This window comes from Bacillus sp. A01H, from assembly GCF_045277205.1.
Taxonomy (GTDB): Bacteria; Bacillota; Bacilli; order Bacillales; family Bacillaceae_G; genus Bacillus_A; species Bacillus_A paranthracis.
Genome location: NZ_CP117702.1, coordinates 4784046 through 4800200, shown reverse-complemented (window position 1 = coordinate 4800200; position 16155 = coordinate 4784046). Strand labels below are relative to the sequence as shown.

Annotated in this window: 16 protein-coding genes and 1 other annotated feature; of the genes, 10 read left to right on the top strand and 6 right to left on the bottom strand. The window is 37.5% G+C overall.

Annotation, left to right across the window (positions count from 1 at the left end; all coding sequences use genetic code 11):
* The first annotated feature begins 280 nt into the window (after positions 1–280).
* From PSR14_RS25460 to PSR14_RS25435, 6 genes are all read left to right on the top strand, one after another.
* The gene (locus PSR14_RS25460) at positions 281–847 is read left to right on the top strand and encodes a tyrosine-type recombinase/integrase (RefSeq protein WP_000454218.1); all 567 of its coding nucleotides are present in this window, start codon (positions 281–283) and stop codon (positions 845–847) included.
* Between the two features lie 33 nt (positions 848–880).
* Positions 881–1378, top strand: a complete 498-nt coding sequence (locus PSR14_RS25455) for a cation:proton antiporter regulatory subunit (protein WP_001026042.1) — start codon at positions 881–883, stop codon at positions 1376–1378.
* 3 nt (positions 1379–1381) lie between these two features.
* Positions 1382–2605, top strand: coding sequence for a cation:proton antiporter (locus PSR14_RS25450; protein WP_098487231.1), 1224 nt, complete (start codon positions 1382–1384; stop codon positions 2603–2605).
* A gap of 305 nt (positions 2606–2910) precedes the next feature.
* The gene (locus PSR14_RS25445; RefSeq protein WP_001137564.1) at positions 2911–4104 is read left to right on the top strand and encodes an MFS transporter; all 1194 of its coding nucleotides are present in this window, start codon (positions 2911–2913) and stop codon (positions 4102–4104) included.
* Between the two features lie 188 nt (positions 4105–4292).
* Positions 4293–4512 (top strand) — a binding site (T-box leader).
* A gap of 65 nt (positions 4513–4577) precedes the next feature.
* On the top strand, positions 4578–6986 hold the full coding sequence (leuS, locus tag PSR14_RS25440) for a leucine--tRNA ligase (RefSeq protein WP_000009457.1): 2409 nt from the start codon (positions 4578–4580) through the stop codon (positions 6984–6986).
* 203 nt (positions 6987–7189) lie between these two features.
* The gene (locus PSR14_RS25435) at positions 7190–8032 is read left to right on the top strand and encodes a hypothetical protein (protein WP_406644080.1); all 843 of its coding nucleotides are present in this window, start codon (positions 7190–7192) and stop codon (positions 8030–8032) included.
* 44 nt (positions 8033–8076) lie between these two features.
* On the opposite strand, the gene PSR14_RS25430 is transcribed toward PSR14_RS25435, so the two are convergent.
* The 5 genes from PSR14_RS25430 to PSR14_RS25410 all read right to left on the bottom strand — a co-directional run bounded on the left by PSR14_RS25430 (position 8077) and on the right by PSR14_RS25410 (position 13197).
* Positions 8077–8499 (bottom strand): hypothetical protein, encoded by a 423-nt coding sequence (locus PSR14_RS25430; RefSeq protein ID WP_000180554.1) that lies wholly within the window; start codon positions 8497–8499, stop codon positions 8077–8079.
* A gap of 98 nt (positions 8500–8597) precedes the next feature.
* Positions 8598–8783: a hypothetical protein gene (locus tag PSR14_RS25425; RefSeq protein ID WP_000038783.1), complete on the bottom strand. Its 186-nt coding sequence runs from the start codon at positions 8781–8783 to the stop codon at positions 8598–8600.
* 90 nt (positions 8784–8873) lie between these two features.
* Positions 8874–9959, bottom strand: coding sequence for a Ger(x)C family spore germination protein (locus PSR14_RS25420; protein ID WP_000411397.1), 1086 nt, complete (start codon positions 9957–9959; stop codon positions 8874–8876).
* The gene (locus PSR14_RS25415) at positions 9929–11029 is read right to left on the bottom strand and encodes a spore germination protein (protein WP_113732856.1); all 1101 of its coding nucleotides are present in this window, start codon (positions 11027–11029) and stop codon (positions 9929–9931) included. Before PSR14_RS25415 ends, PSR14_RS25420 begins: the two co-directional genes overlap by 31 nt.
* A gap of 17 nt (positions 11030–11046) precedes the next feature.
* Positions 11047–13197 carry a spore germination protein gene (locus PSR14_RS25410; RefSeq protein WP_277713210.1) on the bottom strand — a complete coding sequence of 717 codons (2151 nt, stop codon included), beginning with the start codon at positions 13195–13197 and terminating at the stop codon, positions 11047–11049.
* A 152-nt stretch (positions 13198–13349) separates the two neighbouring features.
* On the opposite strand from PSR14_RS25410, the gene PSR14_RS25405 reads away from it, so the two are divergent.
* Positions 13350–14474 (top strand): homoserine O-acetyltransferase, encoded by a 1125-nt coding sequence (locus PSR14_RS25405; protein WP_098487767.1) that lies wholly within the window; start codon positions 13350–13352, stop codon positions 14472–14474.
* Positions 14475–14523: 49 nt separating this feature from the next.
* Here the strand turns inward: PSR14_RS25405 and PSR14_RS25400 are convergent, their stop codons facing one another.
* Complete coding sequence (locus PSR14_RS25400) at positions 14524–14706, bottom strand: hypothetical protein (protein WP_000171883.1); 183 nt, start codon at positions 14704–14706, stop codon at positions 14524–14526.
* Positions 14707–14905: 199 nt separating this feature from the next.
* Here PSR14_RS25400 and PSR14_RS25395 point away from each other — a divergent pair, with 199 nt between their 5' ends.
* The 3 genes from PSR14_RS25395 to PSR14_RS25385 all read left to right on the top strand — a co-directional run bounded on the left by PSR14_RS25395 (position 14906) and on the right by PSR14_RS25385 (position 15857).
* The gene (locus PSR14_RS25395; RefSeq protein ID WP_000141219.1) at positions 14906–15211 is read left to right on the top strand and encodes a rhodanese-like domain-containing protein; all 306 of its coding nucleotides are present in this window, start codon (positions 14906–14908) and stop codon (positions 15209–15211) included.
* 77 nt (positions 15212–15288) lie between these two features.
* Positions 15289–15513, top strand: a complete 225-nt coding sequence (locus tag PSR14_RS25390) for a spore germination protein (protein ID WP_000512463.1) — start codon at positions 15289–15291, stop codon at positions 15511–15513.
* 20 nt (positions 15514–15533) lie between these two features.
* Complete coding sequence (locus PSR14_RS25385; protein WP_001110853.1) at positions 15534–15857, top strand: hypothetical protein; 324 nt, start codon at positions 15534–15536, stop codon at positions 15855–15857.
* The last annotated feature ends 298 nt before the right edge of the window (positions 15858–16155 follow it).

Genomic DNA, 16155 nt, shown 5'->3' with positions numbered 1-16155 from the left:
CTTTAATGTTACTGAAATATATAATATAATGTAAATAAGTAACATAATATAAAAGTAGAAGCAACTGGATAAGGAAAGGAGGAATCCGATCTGTAGAAAGAGGCTGAACTTGTATCCCCTATTATTCCTACCCCTACTGTATTTGCACAATTATAAATTTCCGAGCTTAAAAGTATATTGTAAAAATAATGGATAATACATGGAAATCTCATAGCGTGATAAGGTAAAATGGACAACATGATGAGAAAATTACCGTTCATAAGATGAGGAGAATACATGTATGGAAGTTGTAGAGGCATTAAAAGATATAAGCCAAATTGAGGCGATGAAAAAGTATTTAAAAGAGCACTCACAGCGAGATTATCTTTTATTTGTTATTGGAATTAACACAGGATTAAAGATTACTGAGCTACTTAGTATGAAATTTGAAGAGGTATTAAATGAAGATGGAACTGTTAAAGAGTTTTATTCTCTTCCTGTGAAAGATGAAAAGTTTAAACAAGATATTTATTTAAATACAAAAGTAAAAGAAGCACTTTTAGAGTACGTACAATCTATTGATGTGAAAAGAGAAAACTACGTATTTCAATCTAATAAAACGAAAAATTCAATTACACGTCAACAAGCGTATCGTGTCATTCATAATGCTGCTGAAGCGGTTGGGATTGTTGGTAAAATCGGAACAAACTCAATGAGAAAAACGTTTGGATTTCATGCATACAAAAGAGGGATAGCGATTGCACTATTGCAAAAGCATTTCCATCACGCGACACCTTCAGAGACGCTCAAGTATTTAGGAATCTCAAAAGATGAAGAATTTAAAACCGAGATTGATGTTGATTTGTAAAAGCCGTAACTAAAAACTTTAGGAGGCGGGAATATGAATATTCGAGAGAGTGAATTACCGGGCATTGGATGTAAGTTTGAAGTAATTACAAAAGGTAATGAAAAGCTGGTTATTGTTATTCACGATGATGGCCGAAGAGAAATGTATCATTTTGATGCAGATCATGATGAAAGTATTTCAAGTATTTCTCTTCGTGATTCTGAAGCGAGACAAATTGCGGCTATATTAGGCGGAATGGTATATAGACCGCAAGCTTTAGACACAATTGAGATGGCTTTTGAAGGACTATCAATTGAATGGTTTAAGGTGGAAAATAACGCACCAGTCGTACAAAAAACAATTGGTAGCTTACATGTCAGAAAAACATATAACGTAACGATTATTGCTATTTTAAAAAAGAATATGAAGAAATTCTTTAATCCAGGTCCAGACTCTATTATTGAAGCTGGCGATATGCTCGTGTTATCGGGCGCGAGACATGAAGTGAAAAGAATTATTAATGAATTGCTTTCATCAGGAGGTGATTCATAATCGATGGATACTTTAATCTTTGAAGTTGGAACTGCGTTAGTATTAGTAGCTTTTGCAGCTATCCTCGCTGCGAAGTTAAAGTTCTCGATTATTCCGTTTCTCATTATACTCGGTATGTTAGTGGGGCCTCATGCCCCCGATTTAGGACTTATCGATTTAAGGTTTATTGAAAGCGGAGAAGTTATTTCCTTCCTCGGCCGCGTTGGCGTCATATTCCTCCTATTCTACTTAGGTTTAGAATTCTCAATTAAAAAATTAATTAAATCAGGAAAATCAATTGCTTTCGGGGGGACTGTTCACATATCACTTAATTTCTTATTAGGTTTGCTTTATGGATATGTGGTGGGATTCCCCTTATTAGAGACGTTAATTATTGCTGGAATCATTACAATTTCATCAAGTGCAATTGTTGCAAAAGTCATTGTTGATTTAAGAAGATCTGGTAATAAAGAGACGGAGCTGATTTTAGGAATCATTATGTTTGATGATATCTTTTTAGCGGTATATTTATCAGTCGTTTCAGGATTAGTGCTCGGTGGGGCAACATCATTTGTAGGTGCACTTACATCGGTGTTAATCGCAGTAGGGTATATGCTACTATTCTTTGTAATCGCTAGAAAAGCTACGCCGTTTTTAAATAAAATATTAGATATTTCCTCAAATGAAATTTTTATTATCGTAATATTCGCTATTTTATTCTTCGTAGCAGGATTTTCAGAAACGATTCATGTCGCTGAGGCAATTGGAGCGTTATTGTTAGGACTCGTCTTTTCTGAAACAGAGCATAGTGATCGAATTGAGAAACTCGTTGTCCCATTCCGTGATTTCTTTGGAGCCATATTCTTTTTCAGCTTCGGTTTAAGCATAGATCCGTTTTCCCTTGAAGGAGCAGTGTGGTTGGCATTAGGAGCAGTGCTCATTACACTCATCGGTAATTTTACAGCTGGAATGATGGCGGGACGTAAAGCCGGGTTATCGCATAAGGCTTCTACGAATATCGGTTTAACACTTGTATCGCGTGGAGAGTTCTCCATTATTGTTGCTAATATCGGCATTGCGGGTGGCTTAATGGCAGCGATTAAACCGTTCTCTGCTTTATATGTTTTAATATTGGCATCGTTAGGACCGTTATTAACGAAAGAGTCTGGGAGAATATACTCTCTACTAGATAAGGTATTTAAATGGAGTGCGAAAGAACGTGCAAAGCGAGAAAAGGAAGTCGGATAGTATAAAGAGGCTGCATGAACTTCATGCAGCCTCTTTATATAGTGTTGCTGTTGTCGTTTTTTGTCGGTAAGTCGATATATTTTAATAATCGCTGATATATTTCGAGAATCGTCGATATATCTTAATAATCGTCGATATATTTCCAAAATCGCCGATATATTTTCAAACAGCAATCAATATAATTTCATTTACCGACAAACCATTATCTGAATTTCATCAACTATTAATCAGTTGCCTTCCTATTTAAAAACGACTACAATTTTACTGTTATAGATGAACGAAAAAATAGAATAGGAGGGGAGACTATGCCAAGGAAAGTATGGCTATTAGTAGCTGGGATGATTATTAATGTCACGGGTGCTTCTTTTTTATGGCCTTTTAATACAATTTATTTGCATGATCACCTAGGAAAATCTTTATCTGTGGCCGGAATGGTATTAATGATCAATTCGCTTACTGGTGTAATCGGAAACTTGCTCGGCGGTGTTTTATTTGATAAATGGGGCGGTTATAAATCAACTTTAGTAGGGATTGTCATTACACTCGTATCGATTTTAGGTCTTGTGTTCTTCCACGGTTGGCCTTTATACGTTGTATGGCTAGCGTTAATCGGTTTTGGTTCTGGAATGGTCTTCCCATCGATGTATGCGATGGTTGGTACAGTTTGGCCAGAGGGCGGAAGACGAGCATTTAATGCGATGTATGTTGGACAAAACGTTGGTATTGCGATCGGAACAGCGTGTGGTGGATTAGTTGCATCGTATCGTTTTGATTATATTTTCTTAGCAAACTTTATTTTATACTTTGTTTTCTTCTTAATTGCTTTTATTGGATTCCGTGGTATGGAAGACAAAAAAGAGCCAGGAGTACAAAAAGAAGTGGAAACGAAAAAAGGTTGGTCGCTTACACCTGGATTCAAAGCACTTCTTATCGTATGTGTAGCATATGCTTTATGCTGGGTTACATACGTACAATGGCAAGGAGCAATTGCAACACATATGCAAGAGTTAAATATTAGTCTTCGTCACTATAGTTTATTATGGACGATAAACGGAGCGATGATCGTTTGTGCACAGCCACTAGTTAGTATGTTAATTCGCTGGATGAAGCGTTCGTTAAAACAACAAATTATGATTGGGATTCTTATTTTTGCAGTGTCATTCATTGTATTAAGTCAAGCGCAGCAATTTACGATGTTCCTCGTTGCGATGGTAACATTAACAATTGGTGAGTTATTCGTATGGCCAGCAGTTCCAACGATTGCAAATATACTTGCACCAAAAGATAAGTTAGGGTTTTATCAAGGTGTTGTAAATAGTGCGGCGACTGTAGGGAAAATGTTCGGGCCGGTCGTTGGCGGAGCAATTGTGGATTTATACAATATGGAAGTATTGTTTATAGCAATCATGGTAATGCTTGTAGTAGCGCTTATCGCAACGAGTATTTATGATAAACGAGTAAAAGTAGAAGAAACAGTTGAAGAAAAAATTGCAGTTTAGTTTGACGGAACATGTTCACATGTTTTAGAATATATTTAAATAAAACAACCTTTAGAACAAGGGAGATAGCTCGGCTGTCTTAAGACGAATTCGTTAGTTATTAAAAGTAACGATTAACCGAGAAGCCCCGCTTTAAGTAAGCTCTTTAGAGATACGAAGTGGAGGGTAGTTCAAATTAACTCATATGTGTAATAACAGTGAGAAGGAGTAGTAGTAATAGAAGCTGGTTTAGAGAGTTGACGGTCGGTGCAAGTCAATCCACGTTTCGTTATGAACTCGCCTTTGAGTTGCAGTTGTGAAACTAATAGTAGCAATTGCCGTTAATCCACGTTACGGATCTAAGCGAATGTATATTTGTACATTAATTTAGGGTGGTACCGCGGGAATCTATAACCTCTCGTCCCTTTCTAGGGATGAGAGGTTTTTTGTATTTTGGGCGGTGAAAATAAATAGAATTTCAAGGAGGGTATCTCATGAGCTTTAATCATCAAGAAATTGAGAAGAAGTGGCAAGGGTACTGGGAAGAGAATAAAACATTCCGTACGCCAGATGAGACAGAAAAACCAAAATTTTATGCACTAGATATGTTCCCATATCCATCAGGTGCAGGCTTACACGTAGGACATCCAGAAGGTTATACAGCAACAGATATTTTATCTCGTATGAAGCGTATGCAAGGATATAACGTTCTTCATCCAATGGGATGGGATGCATTCGGTCTTCCAGCAGAGCAATATGCACTTGATACTGGAAACAGCCCAGCTGAATTTACAGAGCATAATATTAATACATTCCGTAACCAAATTAAATCATTAGGTTTCTCTTACGATTGGGACCGTGAAGTAAATACAACAGATCCAAACTACTATAAGTGGACACAATGGATCTTCCTAAAACTATTTGAAAAAGGCTTAGCTTACGTTGATGAAGTACCTGTAAACTGGTGCCCAGCACTTGGTACAGTACTTGCAAACGAAGAAATCATTGACGGTAAGAGTGAGCGCGGTGGACATCCAGTTGAGCGTCGTCCGATGAGACAGTGGATGTTAAAAATTACAGCTTACGGAGATCGTCTATTAGAAGATCTAGATGAGCTTGATTGGCCAGAAAGCTTAAAAGATATGCAACGTAACTGGATCGGTCGTTCTGAAGGTGCCGAAGTACACTTCAATATCGATGGCACAGACGAGAAGTTCACAGTTTTCACAACGCGTCCTGATACATTATTCGGTGCAAGCTACTGTGTACTTGCTCCGGAACATGCACTTGTTGCTGATATTACAACTGCTGAACAAAAAGAAGCTGTAGAAGCTTACATTAATTCTGTAAAAATGAAGAGTGATTTAGAGCGTACAGAACTTGCGAAAGAGAAAACTGGTGTATTCACTGGTGCTTACGCAGTTAACCCAGTAAATGGTGAGAAATTACCAATCTGGATCGCTGATTACGTTCTTGCAACTTACGGAACAGGTGCTGTAATGGCAGTTCCAGCTCATGATGAGCGTGACTATGAATTTGCATCAACGTTCAATCTTCCAATGAAGGAAGTTGTAAAAGGCGGAGACATTACGAAAGAAGCATACACAGGTGATGGTGAACACGTAAACTCAGCATTCCTTGATGGTTTAAATAAAGAAGAAGCAATCGCAAAAATGATTGAATGGCTTGAAGTAACGAGCGCAGGAAATCAAAAAGTAACATACCGTCTACGTGACTGGTTATTCAGCCGTCAACGTTACTGGGGTGAGCCAATTCCAGTTATTCACTGGGAAGATGGCACAATGACAGCTGTAAAAGAAGAAGAATTACCATTAGTTCTTCCGAAAACAGACAACATCCGTCCTTCAGGTACAGGTGAATCACCACTTGCTAACATTGACGAGTGGGTAAATGTTGTTGATCCTGAGACTGGTAAAAAAGGTCGTCGTGAAACGAACACAATGCCACAATGGGCTGGTAGCTGCTGGTATTACTTACGTTACATCGATCCAAACAATAGCGAAGCACTTGTAGATCCTGAAAAAGTAAAACAATGGCTTCCAGTTGATATTTATATCGGCGGAGCAGAGCACGCTGTACTTCACTTACTATATGCTCGTTTCTGGCATAAAGTATTATACGATATCGGTGTAGTTCCAACGAAAGAGCCGTTCCAACAATTATTCAACCAAGGTATGATTCTAGGTGAAAACAACGAGAAAATGAGTAAATCAAAAGGTAACGTTGTAAACCCTGATGATATCGTAGCAAGCCACGGTGCAGATACACTTCGTCTATACGAAATGTTCATGGGACCATTAGATGCTTCAATCGCTTGGTCTGAAAATGGTCTTGACGGAGCTCGTCGTTTCCTAGACCGCGTATGGCGCCTATTCGTTCAAGATAACGGTGAATTAAGTGAGAAAATTACTGATGCACCAAATAAAGAGCTTGAAAAAGCTTACCACCAAACAGTGAAGAAAGTAACAGAAGACTATGCAGAGCTTCGCTTCAACACAGCGATTTCTCAAATGATGGTATTCATCAACGATGCATACAAAGCTGAAACGCTTCCGAAAGAATATGTAGAAGGTTTCGTAAAAATGATTGCACCAGTTGCACCTCACATCGGGGAAGAGCTATGGAGCAAACTTGGATACAATGAAACAATCACATATGCAAGCTGGCCAACATTTGATGAGTCTAAACTTGTAGAAGATGAAGTTGAAATCGTTGTTCAAGTTATGGGTAAAGTTCGCGCAAAACTAACAATGAGTAAAGACGCATCAAAAGAAGAAATGGAACAACTTGCACTTGAAGCAATTAAGGACCAAATTGAAGGGAAAACAGTTCGTAAAGTAATTGTAGTTCCTGGAAAACTTGTTAACGTTGTTGCAAACTAATGTATTCTAAATAAAAGCTCAGAGTATTTATGCTCTGAGCTTTTTTGTGTAGAAAATAATCTCTGGATCACCTTAGTCTAAGTTTTCAATTATTTCACTACGTACAAATAAAAGAGCGGAATTCCAATACAGACAAACACCTATTTTTCTATAGGAAATATGATAAAAAAGGTAGGCTAAATTGAGTAGAAGAGGTGAAAGGAATGAAAGGGATGGACAATAATGCACCACATGGCTTTTTCGGAGGTGGATCGGATAGTTATGAACAAATGATGTTAATGGGAGGCGGACAACAAGGGTATGGCGGAATTCCGAGCTGGATGGGTGGAACACCTGGAGGATTTTCCACATCAGTAGCTGGAGCACAAACAGGATTTCCGGTACCGGGAGTAGGTGTTGTGGCAGGCGGAGTAGGTGGTTATCCACAAGGTTTTTACGGTCACCATGGCCACCACGACGGTCATCATGGACACCATCATCAAGGTCACCATGGCCATCATGGACACCATCATCAAGGTCACCATGGCCATCATGGACACCATCATCAAGGTCACCATGGCCATCATGGACATCACCACCAAGGTCACCATGGCCATCATGGACACCATCACCACCAAGGTCACCACGGTCATCATGGACATCATCAACAACAAGTACATCACCACGGACACCATCATATACATCCGCAGGCTGTTTTTTATCAAATTCATCAAGATCACCATGGTCACCATGGCCACCACGGCCACCAAGGTCAACATGGTCATCAAGGTCACCAAGGTCACCAAGGTCAACATGGCCATCAAGGTCACCACGGCCACCAAGGTCAACATGGCCATCAAGGCCATCATGGCCACCAAGGTCAACATGGTCATCAAGGTTACCAAGGCCAACAACACCAACAACACCAACAACACCAACAATACCAACAGTATCAACAACAATCTTCTCCTTGGACAGGTGGAATTGGAGCAGGAGGAGCGGGGGCAGCAGCAGGAGCGGCTAGCATTAGTGGAGCAGCAGGACATGCGGGACACGTGGGTCATTAATGATTGCCAGAAAAAAAGACATAATAAAAAACTGCTAGGAAATCCTAGCAGTTTTTTTCAGCTTCTTGGCGTTGACGTTCGATTTCAGCACGAAGTTGTGGTTCTGGTGCTTGCCAGCCTTCAGGTTTTAGAATTTTACCGTCACCTTCGCGGAATCGAGGTTTCCCGTCAGGGAATAGTTTTGCCATGTTTGCGTTATTTACAATTTCGAATCCTTTATCAGGACGTACGCCCATTTCGGCAAACGTGCCGAATGCAAAGTAAATAAGGTCAATCAGTGCATCATATTGATCTTCAACAGTCGTTGCTTCTAGAAATTCTTCTAGCTCTTCTTGCATAAAACTCGCACGGATTTTTGCACGTTCTTCTGTTAATTTTGTTGGAGTATTTGTCACAGGATGTCCGAATACTTCATGCATTTTTGCAACAAGTTCGTACCCTTTATCTAAACCTTTTTCGTTTGTCATGTTGTTTCATCCTTTCTCGCTTAGTGCCGAATCTCATTGTAACATAAGGTGATTATGAAATGAAAAGAACATCTTATAGAAAATAAGATGCTCGCCTGTTATTCTTCTTTCTTAATTAAAATGGATAAAATAAGATCGATGCCAAACATACCAACGAGCAACATTGGTATAACGACAAGTAAATAACGTGTGAAGGAAACATTTTTTAAGTATGTATGAGCAAATAAAAAGACGCCGAGAAATAAAATACCATTTAAAATAGGCTTTACTAATTTTTTAGACATAAGCTCCCCCATAAATATCTTCTCTCTCTATCTAAAATAAAAACTCCTCTTTCCGTTGTATCATGCCGGGAAGAGGAGTTCAATCATTTCTCATTCAATTACACCAGAATTTGTAATATTTACAGTGTATTTTATATGAATTGGAACATCTTTGTACATTTTTCTCCACTCTTCTAATTTGAATGGACGATAATGGTGTTTATATTTTGCTCCTAGCCCGAGGGGATCGACATTTAAAGATTTAAACTGCTTAATTAACTTAGCAGCTTGTTTATCTAATTGCTTTTGAACATCTTTTTCAATGTTTTTTGTGTTTTTATTATTTTCTAAGTTAATTTGTTTTGATAGTTCTTGAATACGTGCATCAAGATGAACGTGAATGAAAAAAGAAGGCTTCCCGTTTTTAATCTTTATATCGTAATGTGGAATGGAACGAATATTGTTAACCACTACGTACGCAGAATCCGTTTTAAATTCATGTGAATCTAATTTATGTTTCTCTAATAGTTCTTTAAAGATGAACATATCTTTTTCCGCAATTTTACCGATATATTTATCCTTTTTAAAAAGACCAATTCCGGTAATTTTTATTTTATCACCATGCTTCTTTAAAATGGGAATATAGTAGTCTTGTCCTTCTTGATAATAACGGAATGCTCCTACATGTAGGTTATCCGTTGGTAAAGGACCGGTCTCCATATTATGTTCTAGCAATTTTTTTATATAAATTGCAACGTTGTATGAAGTCGAATATTTGCCTTTTAAAAGTTCAGTACCATTCCCCTCTAATAAAGCAGCATATAAAGCGTTCCCTATATTCACATCTCGAAGTAATGTATCGAATGAAGTAGCCATTCCTGTTTTAGCAAGTCTTATCGTATATAGAGCGACACGCATTTGTCCGCTAGCAAAAGGTTGAGAAGATTCTAACGATGTATCTGCTTTTACTTGTTTTACCGCATTTGCAGTTCCTTCAAAAACTTGAACTTTATTTCCCTTTTTCTGAATGGGGCAAACGAATGTCACTTTTACTTTATTATCTTTTGCAACGTCAAATACGGTTCCTTGAATAAGTTGTACATCATCGATAATGTTTTTTTGTAAACATCCCGTTAGACTGAAGAATGTTATACAAGAAATAAGTATTAATTTGCTTGTGCTTTTGATTTTTTCCATTTTCTTTTCACCCACACAATGATAAATAGGATTGGGATGTATACATAAATGAGCCAAAAACTAACTTTTGCTGCATTACTAATAAAATTGTTAATATCGTGCCTGTTTGTTAAAAGTTGTGAAACAATAAGCGTGATAAAGAAAAAAGCAATTAAAATACCTCGTTGTTTTACACGAAATATTTCGTGAGTTGCTCTCATTGACGCCCATAAAGGGAGGATAAAACTTGAAATAATAACAAGTGCATAGCCTGAAATTGCAATATATTCGAGTCTTTCTATAAATGGTAATTGAATGACTTGGGTCATAGAAAGTTGGGCCCATATCGTTTTTAACAATTGTTTTTCACTAAAAAAAGAAAAGGCTAAAAGGGTGCTAAATAGATATAGAAGATTTGAAAATAGTGCTCCGAGCTGAGCGTATTTATGAGATTGCATAGGCTTTTTCACAAATGGATACACCATGAGGTAAATCTCAAAACCGGTCATACTGTAGATTGACAGTTGAGCGGATTTTAAAATGTCTGAAAAAGAATGTGTAAATATGGGTAGTAAATTATCCCAATGTGAGTATTTCAAAACGAATAAACTTAGAAATAAATATCCTAATGTACCACCAATAGAGATGACGCAAATACCGGTAATTACACGAAATCCAGAAGAGATAATGTAATAGCTAACTAAGCACAAAAAGAGTGTTAACATAAAGGTGGAAGCGGTAGGAAACATCCATACTTGAATAATTTCAACATACGTTCGAATAACCGAAATACTGACGATTAAAAAATAAGCTGCAAAGGTGATATTAAAGATATTTCCTATCCATTTTCCAAACGTTTGCCTTTGTAAATCAATTAAATTTCCATTTGTTTCTTTTAATAAAAAATACATCATCCATATAAGGAGATGGATACAGAGTCCTGTGATTACAACGCCCATCCATCCGTCATATCCAGCGGCCTTTGCGATGATTCGAGCGAAGCCGAGAACGCCAGCACCGAACTGTGCACCGTGAATTAAGAAGAAAACGAAGATAGGAGATATTTGATATTTTTCTTGAACTTTACTCATCGAATGCACCTCATTTCTTAATCATCAAAGTCTGATCTATGTTTTGTTGAAATTCCTTTCGCTGCTTTTTTTACATGTTGTGGCCTTGCTTGTACATCCCGTGTATCAATCATTGTTAAAGGGAAACGGATCCAAGAATCTTTAACAGATTGTTGTCTTGTTGGGTAGAACAAAGCGTACGGCTTGCGTAAAGAAGTAAGTCTAAATAGGTGCGTAAATAAGAAGATAAATCCAAGTGAAATCCCGAAAAGTCCTCCTATTTCTGCAAATATGAGAAACGGGAAACGTAGTAATCGAACCGCATTACCCATTTTATAAATAGGTGTAATAAAGGAAGCGAGTGCTGATAAGGCAACGATAATTAATAAAATATTACTCGTTAAACCAGCTTGTACAGATGCTTGCCCGATTACGATACCGCCTACAATACCGAGCGTTTGACCAACTTTCATCGGTAACCTTGCCCCAGCTTCTCTCAGTAAATCGATTGCGAGTTCTAAAAAGAGTGCTTCAATTAAAGGCGGGAATGGTACTTGCGCCCTTGATAAAATTAAAGTTTCAAGTAAATCACTCGGAATGAGTTCATAATGATAATTTAAAACTGCAACGTATAACGGTGTAGCACATATAGAGAATAAAACGGAAATAAGACGTAAAACCCTTGAGAATGTAGCGTATAGCCAAGAGACGTTGTAGTCTTCTGGTGAAATGAAAAAATCGAAATAGGATACAGGTGTTAGTAAAACACTTGGAGAACCGTCCACAAAAATAGCGATTTTCCCATCGATTAGTGCTTTTGTAACTCTATCAGTGCGTTCTGTATTGATATAGAGAGGGAAAATCGACTTTTCTCCCATCAATTCTTGTAAATAAGCACTATCATTAATTTGATCATATTCAAGAGCACGTAAAGACTCCTCTAGAAAATCAACATTATCTTTTTCAGCAAGGTTGTCTAAATACATCATGACAACTTTTGTTTTGGAAAACTCACCGATAATCATCTCTTTTGTTTGTAAATCTAAAACAGGAAGACGTTTTCGTACTAAATTTATGTTTGTATCAATATCTTCTACAAAACCTTCTTGCGGACCAATAACAGTCGATTCATTTAAAGGAGGAGTTGGTGCACGATAATTATCAATTGCAATATTTGCGAGCATACATTTTTGATCTTGTTGATTTACTTGAACAATCGCATGCCCCTTTAAAACCATGTCCTCAATTTTTTGTAAATCGTTCGTAATTGTAATGCCGCTCATCGGAATATGTTCCTTCAGCTCTTCTAGTGATGCGTTAGGTCGTTCTAAAAGAGTGGGCATTAAATATTTTTGTAATTTCTCTCCATCAAGCGAAGGACGATAGTAAGAAATCCAATAAGGCATCGTTTCGTCGTCGGATGTATGATAATTCACAAAATCACTAGACTTTTTCAGCTTCTCTATTAAATCTTGTAAAGAATGAATACGATCTTTTTCTGGTTTCGAAAAATCATAAATACTATTACCTTTAGAATTTTGTTGCTTATCCTGATTTGAGTTGTCTTGTTTAGAGTGTTGCTGTTGACCCTGATCGGAGTCGTTCTGCTTAGAATGCTTCTGTTGCCCTTGATTGGAGTCGTTTTGCTTAGAGTGTTGCTGTTGACCCTGATCGGAGTCGTTCTGCTTAGAATGCTTCTGTTGCCCTTGATTCGAGTCGTTTTGCTTAGAGTGTTGCTGTTGACCCTGATCGGAGTCGTTCTGCTTAGAATGCTTCTGTTGCTCTTGATTGGAGTCGTCTTGCTTAGAGTGTTGCTGTTGACCCTGATCGGAGTCGTTCTGCTTAGAATGCTTCTGTTGCCCTTGATTGGAGTCGTCTTGCTTAGAGTGTTGCTGTTGACCCTGATCGGAGTTGTTCTGCTTAGAATGATTCTGTTGCTCTTGAGAAGATTCATCTTGTTTAGCACTTTGTTGCTGATTTTGATTCGATTGATTTTGCTGCTTATCTTGAGAAGATTCCTTGTGTTCCTCTTTTTTTTGCTCGCTATTGTTACCTTTATTATGTTTCGTACTTCTAGTCTGTTCTTTGTTGTCATCCTCTTGATTGTTAGGTTTTTGCTCCGAATTATCTGTTTCGTTTTTCTCTGTTGTATTTGATTTTTTTTTCTTACGTAGCCAATTCCAAATCATATGTATGCCCTCTTTGATTGTGTAATATAGTGCTATTTTGTGGCTAATTTTGTATATTATTCATTTATTTATGAAAAGAAGGAGGAGATTGGTTTGCATAGAAAAAATCCTTTAGTAAGCAGTACATACTATGACGAGAAGAGGGCGAGTCTGTGCAAATTGTAAAAAAGGAGAAATTTATTTTAAAGGAGTTTACATTTGAAAATGGTAGGACAATTCCTGTTCAAATGGGGTATGAGACTTATGGTACTTTAAATAGAGAAAGGTCAAATACGATTTTGGTTTGTCATTATTTTAGTGCAACTAGTCACGCAGCAGGAAAATATACAGCGCATGATGAGGAGTCTGGCTGGTGGGATGGTTTAATTGGACCGGGAAAAGCAATTGATACAAATCAATACTTTGTTATATGCACTGATAATCTTTGTAATGTGCAGGTGAAGAACCCTCATGTAATTACAACGGGACCGAAATCGATTAATCCGAAAACTGGAGATGAATATGCGATGGACTTTCCAGTTTTTACATTTCTTCATGTAGCTCGTATGCAATACGAGTTAATAAAAGATATGGGAATCCCAAGGTTACACGCTGTAATGGGCCCATCAGCTGGCGGGATGATTGCGCAGCAATGGGCTGTTCATTATCCTCATATGGTAGAGCGGATGATTGGTGTTATTACGAACCCGCAAAATCCAATTATTACGTCGGTAAATGTAGCGCAAAATGCAATTGAGGCTATCCGGCTGGATCCAAGTTGGAAGGGCGGAAAATATGGTGAAGAGCAGCCAATGAAGGGGCTTCAGTTAGCAAATAGAATGATGTTTATGAACGCGTTTGATGAGCATTTTTATGAAACAACCTTCCCTCGTAATAGTATAGAAGTAGAACCGTATGAAAAGGTTTCTTCATTAACATCATTTGAGAAAGAGATAAATAAATTGACATATAGAAGTATAGAGTTAGTAGATGCAAATTCGTGGATGTACACTGCGAAAGCAGTTTTATTACATGATATTGCACATGGATTTTCGTCTTTAGAAGACGCACTGTCTAATATAGAAGCAAATGTACTTATGATTCCGTGTAAACAAGATTTGCTTCAGCCGTCACGTTATAATTATAAAATGGTAGACCTATTGCAAAAACAAGGGAAGTATGCAGAAGTATATGAGATAGAAAGTATAAATGGGCATATGGCGGGAGTATTTGATATTCATTTATTTGAAAAGAAAGTGTATGAGTTTTTAAATCGGAAAGTATCTAGTTTTGTGTAGAAAATAAATGATGTGAAAAAGGTGCAATGTATGTAGTAGGCACCTTTTTTTACATGATTTGTAGGCGGAAAATATATGTGGCAATTGCTATACCGAAGAAGGCGATACTAAGCAATAGAAACAAGAATGACATTTCTTGTGGTGATTTTATCTTTCTATTATTTTTCATACTAAGAGCAATAATTGCAGCGATTAAGAAAATGATGCCCATAATGAAAAGAAAAAGTGTCATTTTCATTGGCTCCTTTCATAAAACAAGTATATTGAGGATACAATGCAAGAGTTATGTTTGTAAAGGATAAGTTTTACGAGAAAATTGAGAAATAAATTCCCTATTCTTTGCGTTCTTTCTTTCGCGTGCTAAAATTGATGAGAAATGATTGTTTAAAGAAGAGATTAAAGGTTTTATTGTATATAAGGAGGAACGAAATATGACAGAAGTGAAAACAATTACTACAGAAGAAGTACAAGAGCGTTTAGAAAACGGAGAAACGTTATTTTTAGTAGACGTAAGAGAAGATGAAGAAGTAGCAACAGGGAAAATTCCAGAAGCTGTACATATTAAAATGGGGGATATCCCAAATAAAGTAGATTTCTTTGATAAAGAGAATGAATATATCTTTATTTGTCGCTCGGGAATGCGCAGTGAAAATGTATGCCATTATTTAAATGAGCAAGGCTTTAAAACAGTGAACATGGTTGGCGGTATGCTTCAATATGAAGGCGAAATCAAATAAGTAGTTTAAAAAACTTGAAACGAGTCTGTTTCAAGTTTTTTTCTTTTGCATACAGTGTACAAAAGGGGGATAGGTAAATGGGGATTAACTTACGGAAAGTAAAAATTATAAATAATACAGGGGCTGTTAATGTCGGCGATTGTTATGATATCTCACCTTTAGCTGTAGCGAAAGTGTATGCAGGTGCTGGAGGATCGAGTGCGGCTATTTTTTTAAATGGGAAAAGACAGCCGGAAGCGGTAATTCGAACATCAGTGTTTCTTCCGCCATTAGCAACGAGTACACGTACATTAGGTTCATAGAGGAAAGGTAGAGTGTAATTATGCCTGCTCATATAAAAGAGTTTGTTATTGTGAATAATACTGGGAATATATTTACAGGTGATAATTTGAGTGATACTTCATTTACTGCTTCGAAATCGTACAGTGGTTCAATGGGATGCACTTGGATTGATGTTGTTACAGTAATAGGGACGGAGACGAAGCTTTGTTTACAGCCGGGTGATTCGGTGACGACAACATATACAAGAGGCACTCCTGCTGGTACTGTAACAGGAACAAATATGGGGCAAAGTGTAAATGCATCGGGTATAGCACAAGCTGTCCCTAATACAGATAATATGGATTCAGTTGCTGGACTCCCCTAAAATCATAGGGGAGTTTTTTATTTGTAAGAAGAGCTTATGTAGCGTGAAAAGTGGGGTAATTGTTTGAAAAATAGTATTGGAAACCTCTTTGGAAAATACAATTCAAATAGAAGGTGATTTTTTATCCCACTTTAATGGGCAGTAAGATTCCCCCTCAAAATTTAGCGAAAGCAAAGAAGGTAGGTGGGGGTCGGGCTGCCTATAAAAGTCCGATTGGCGAGGGCTGATTAAAGTTTCACTTTATGTGAAGCATATTTTGTAATTGTATTTTGCTGTTGAAGACCTGCGGTAGTATGTC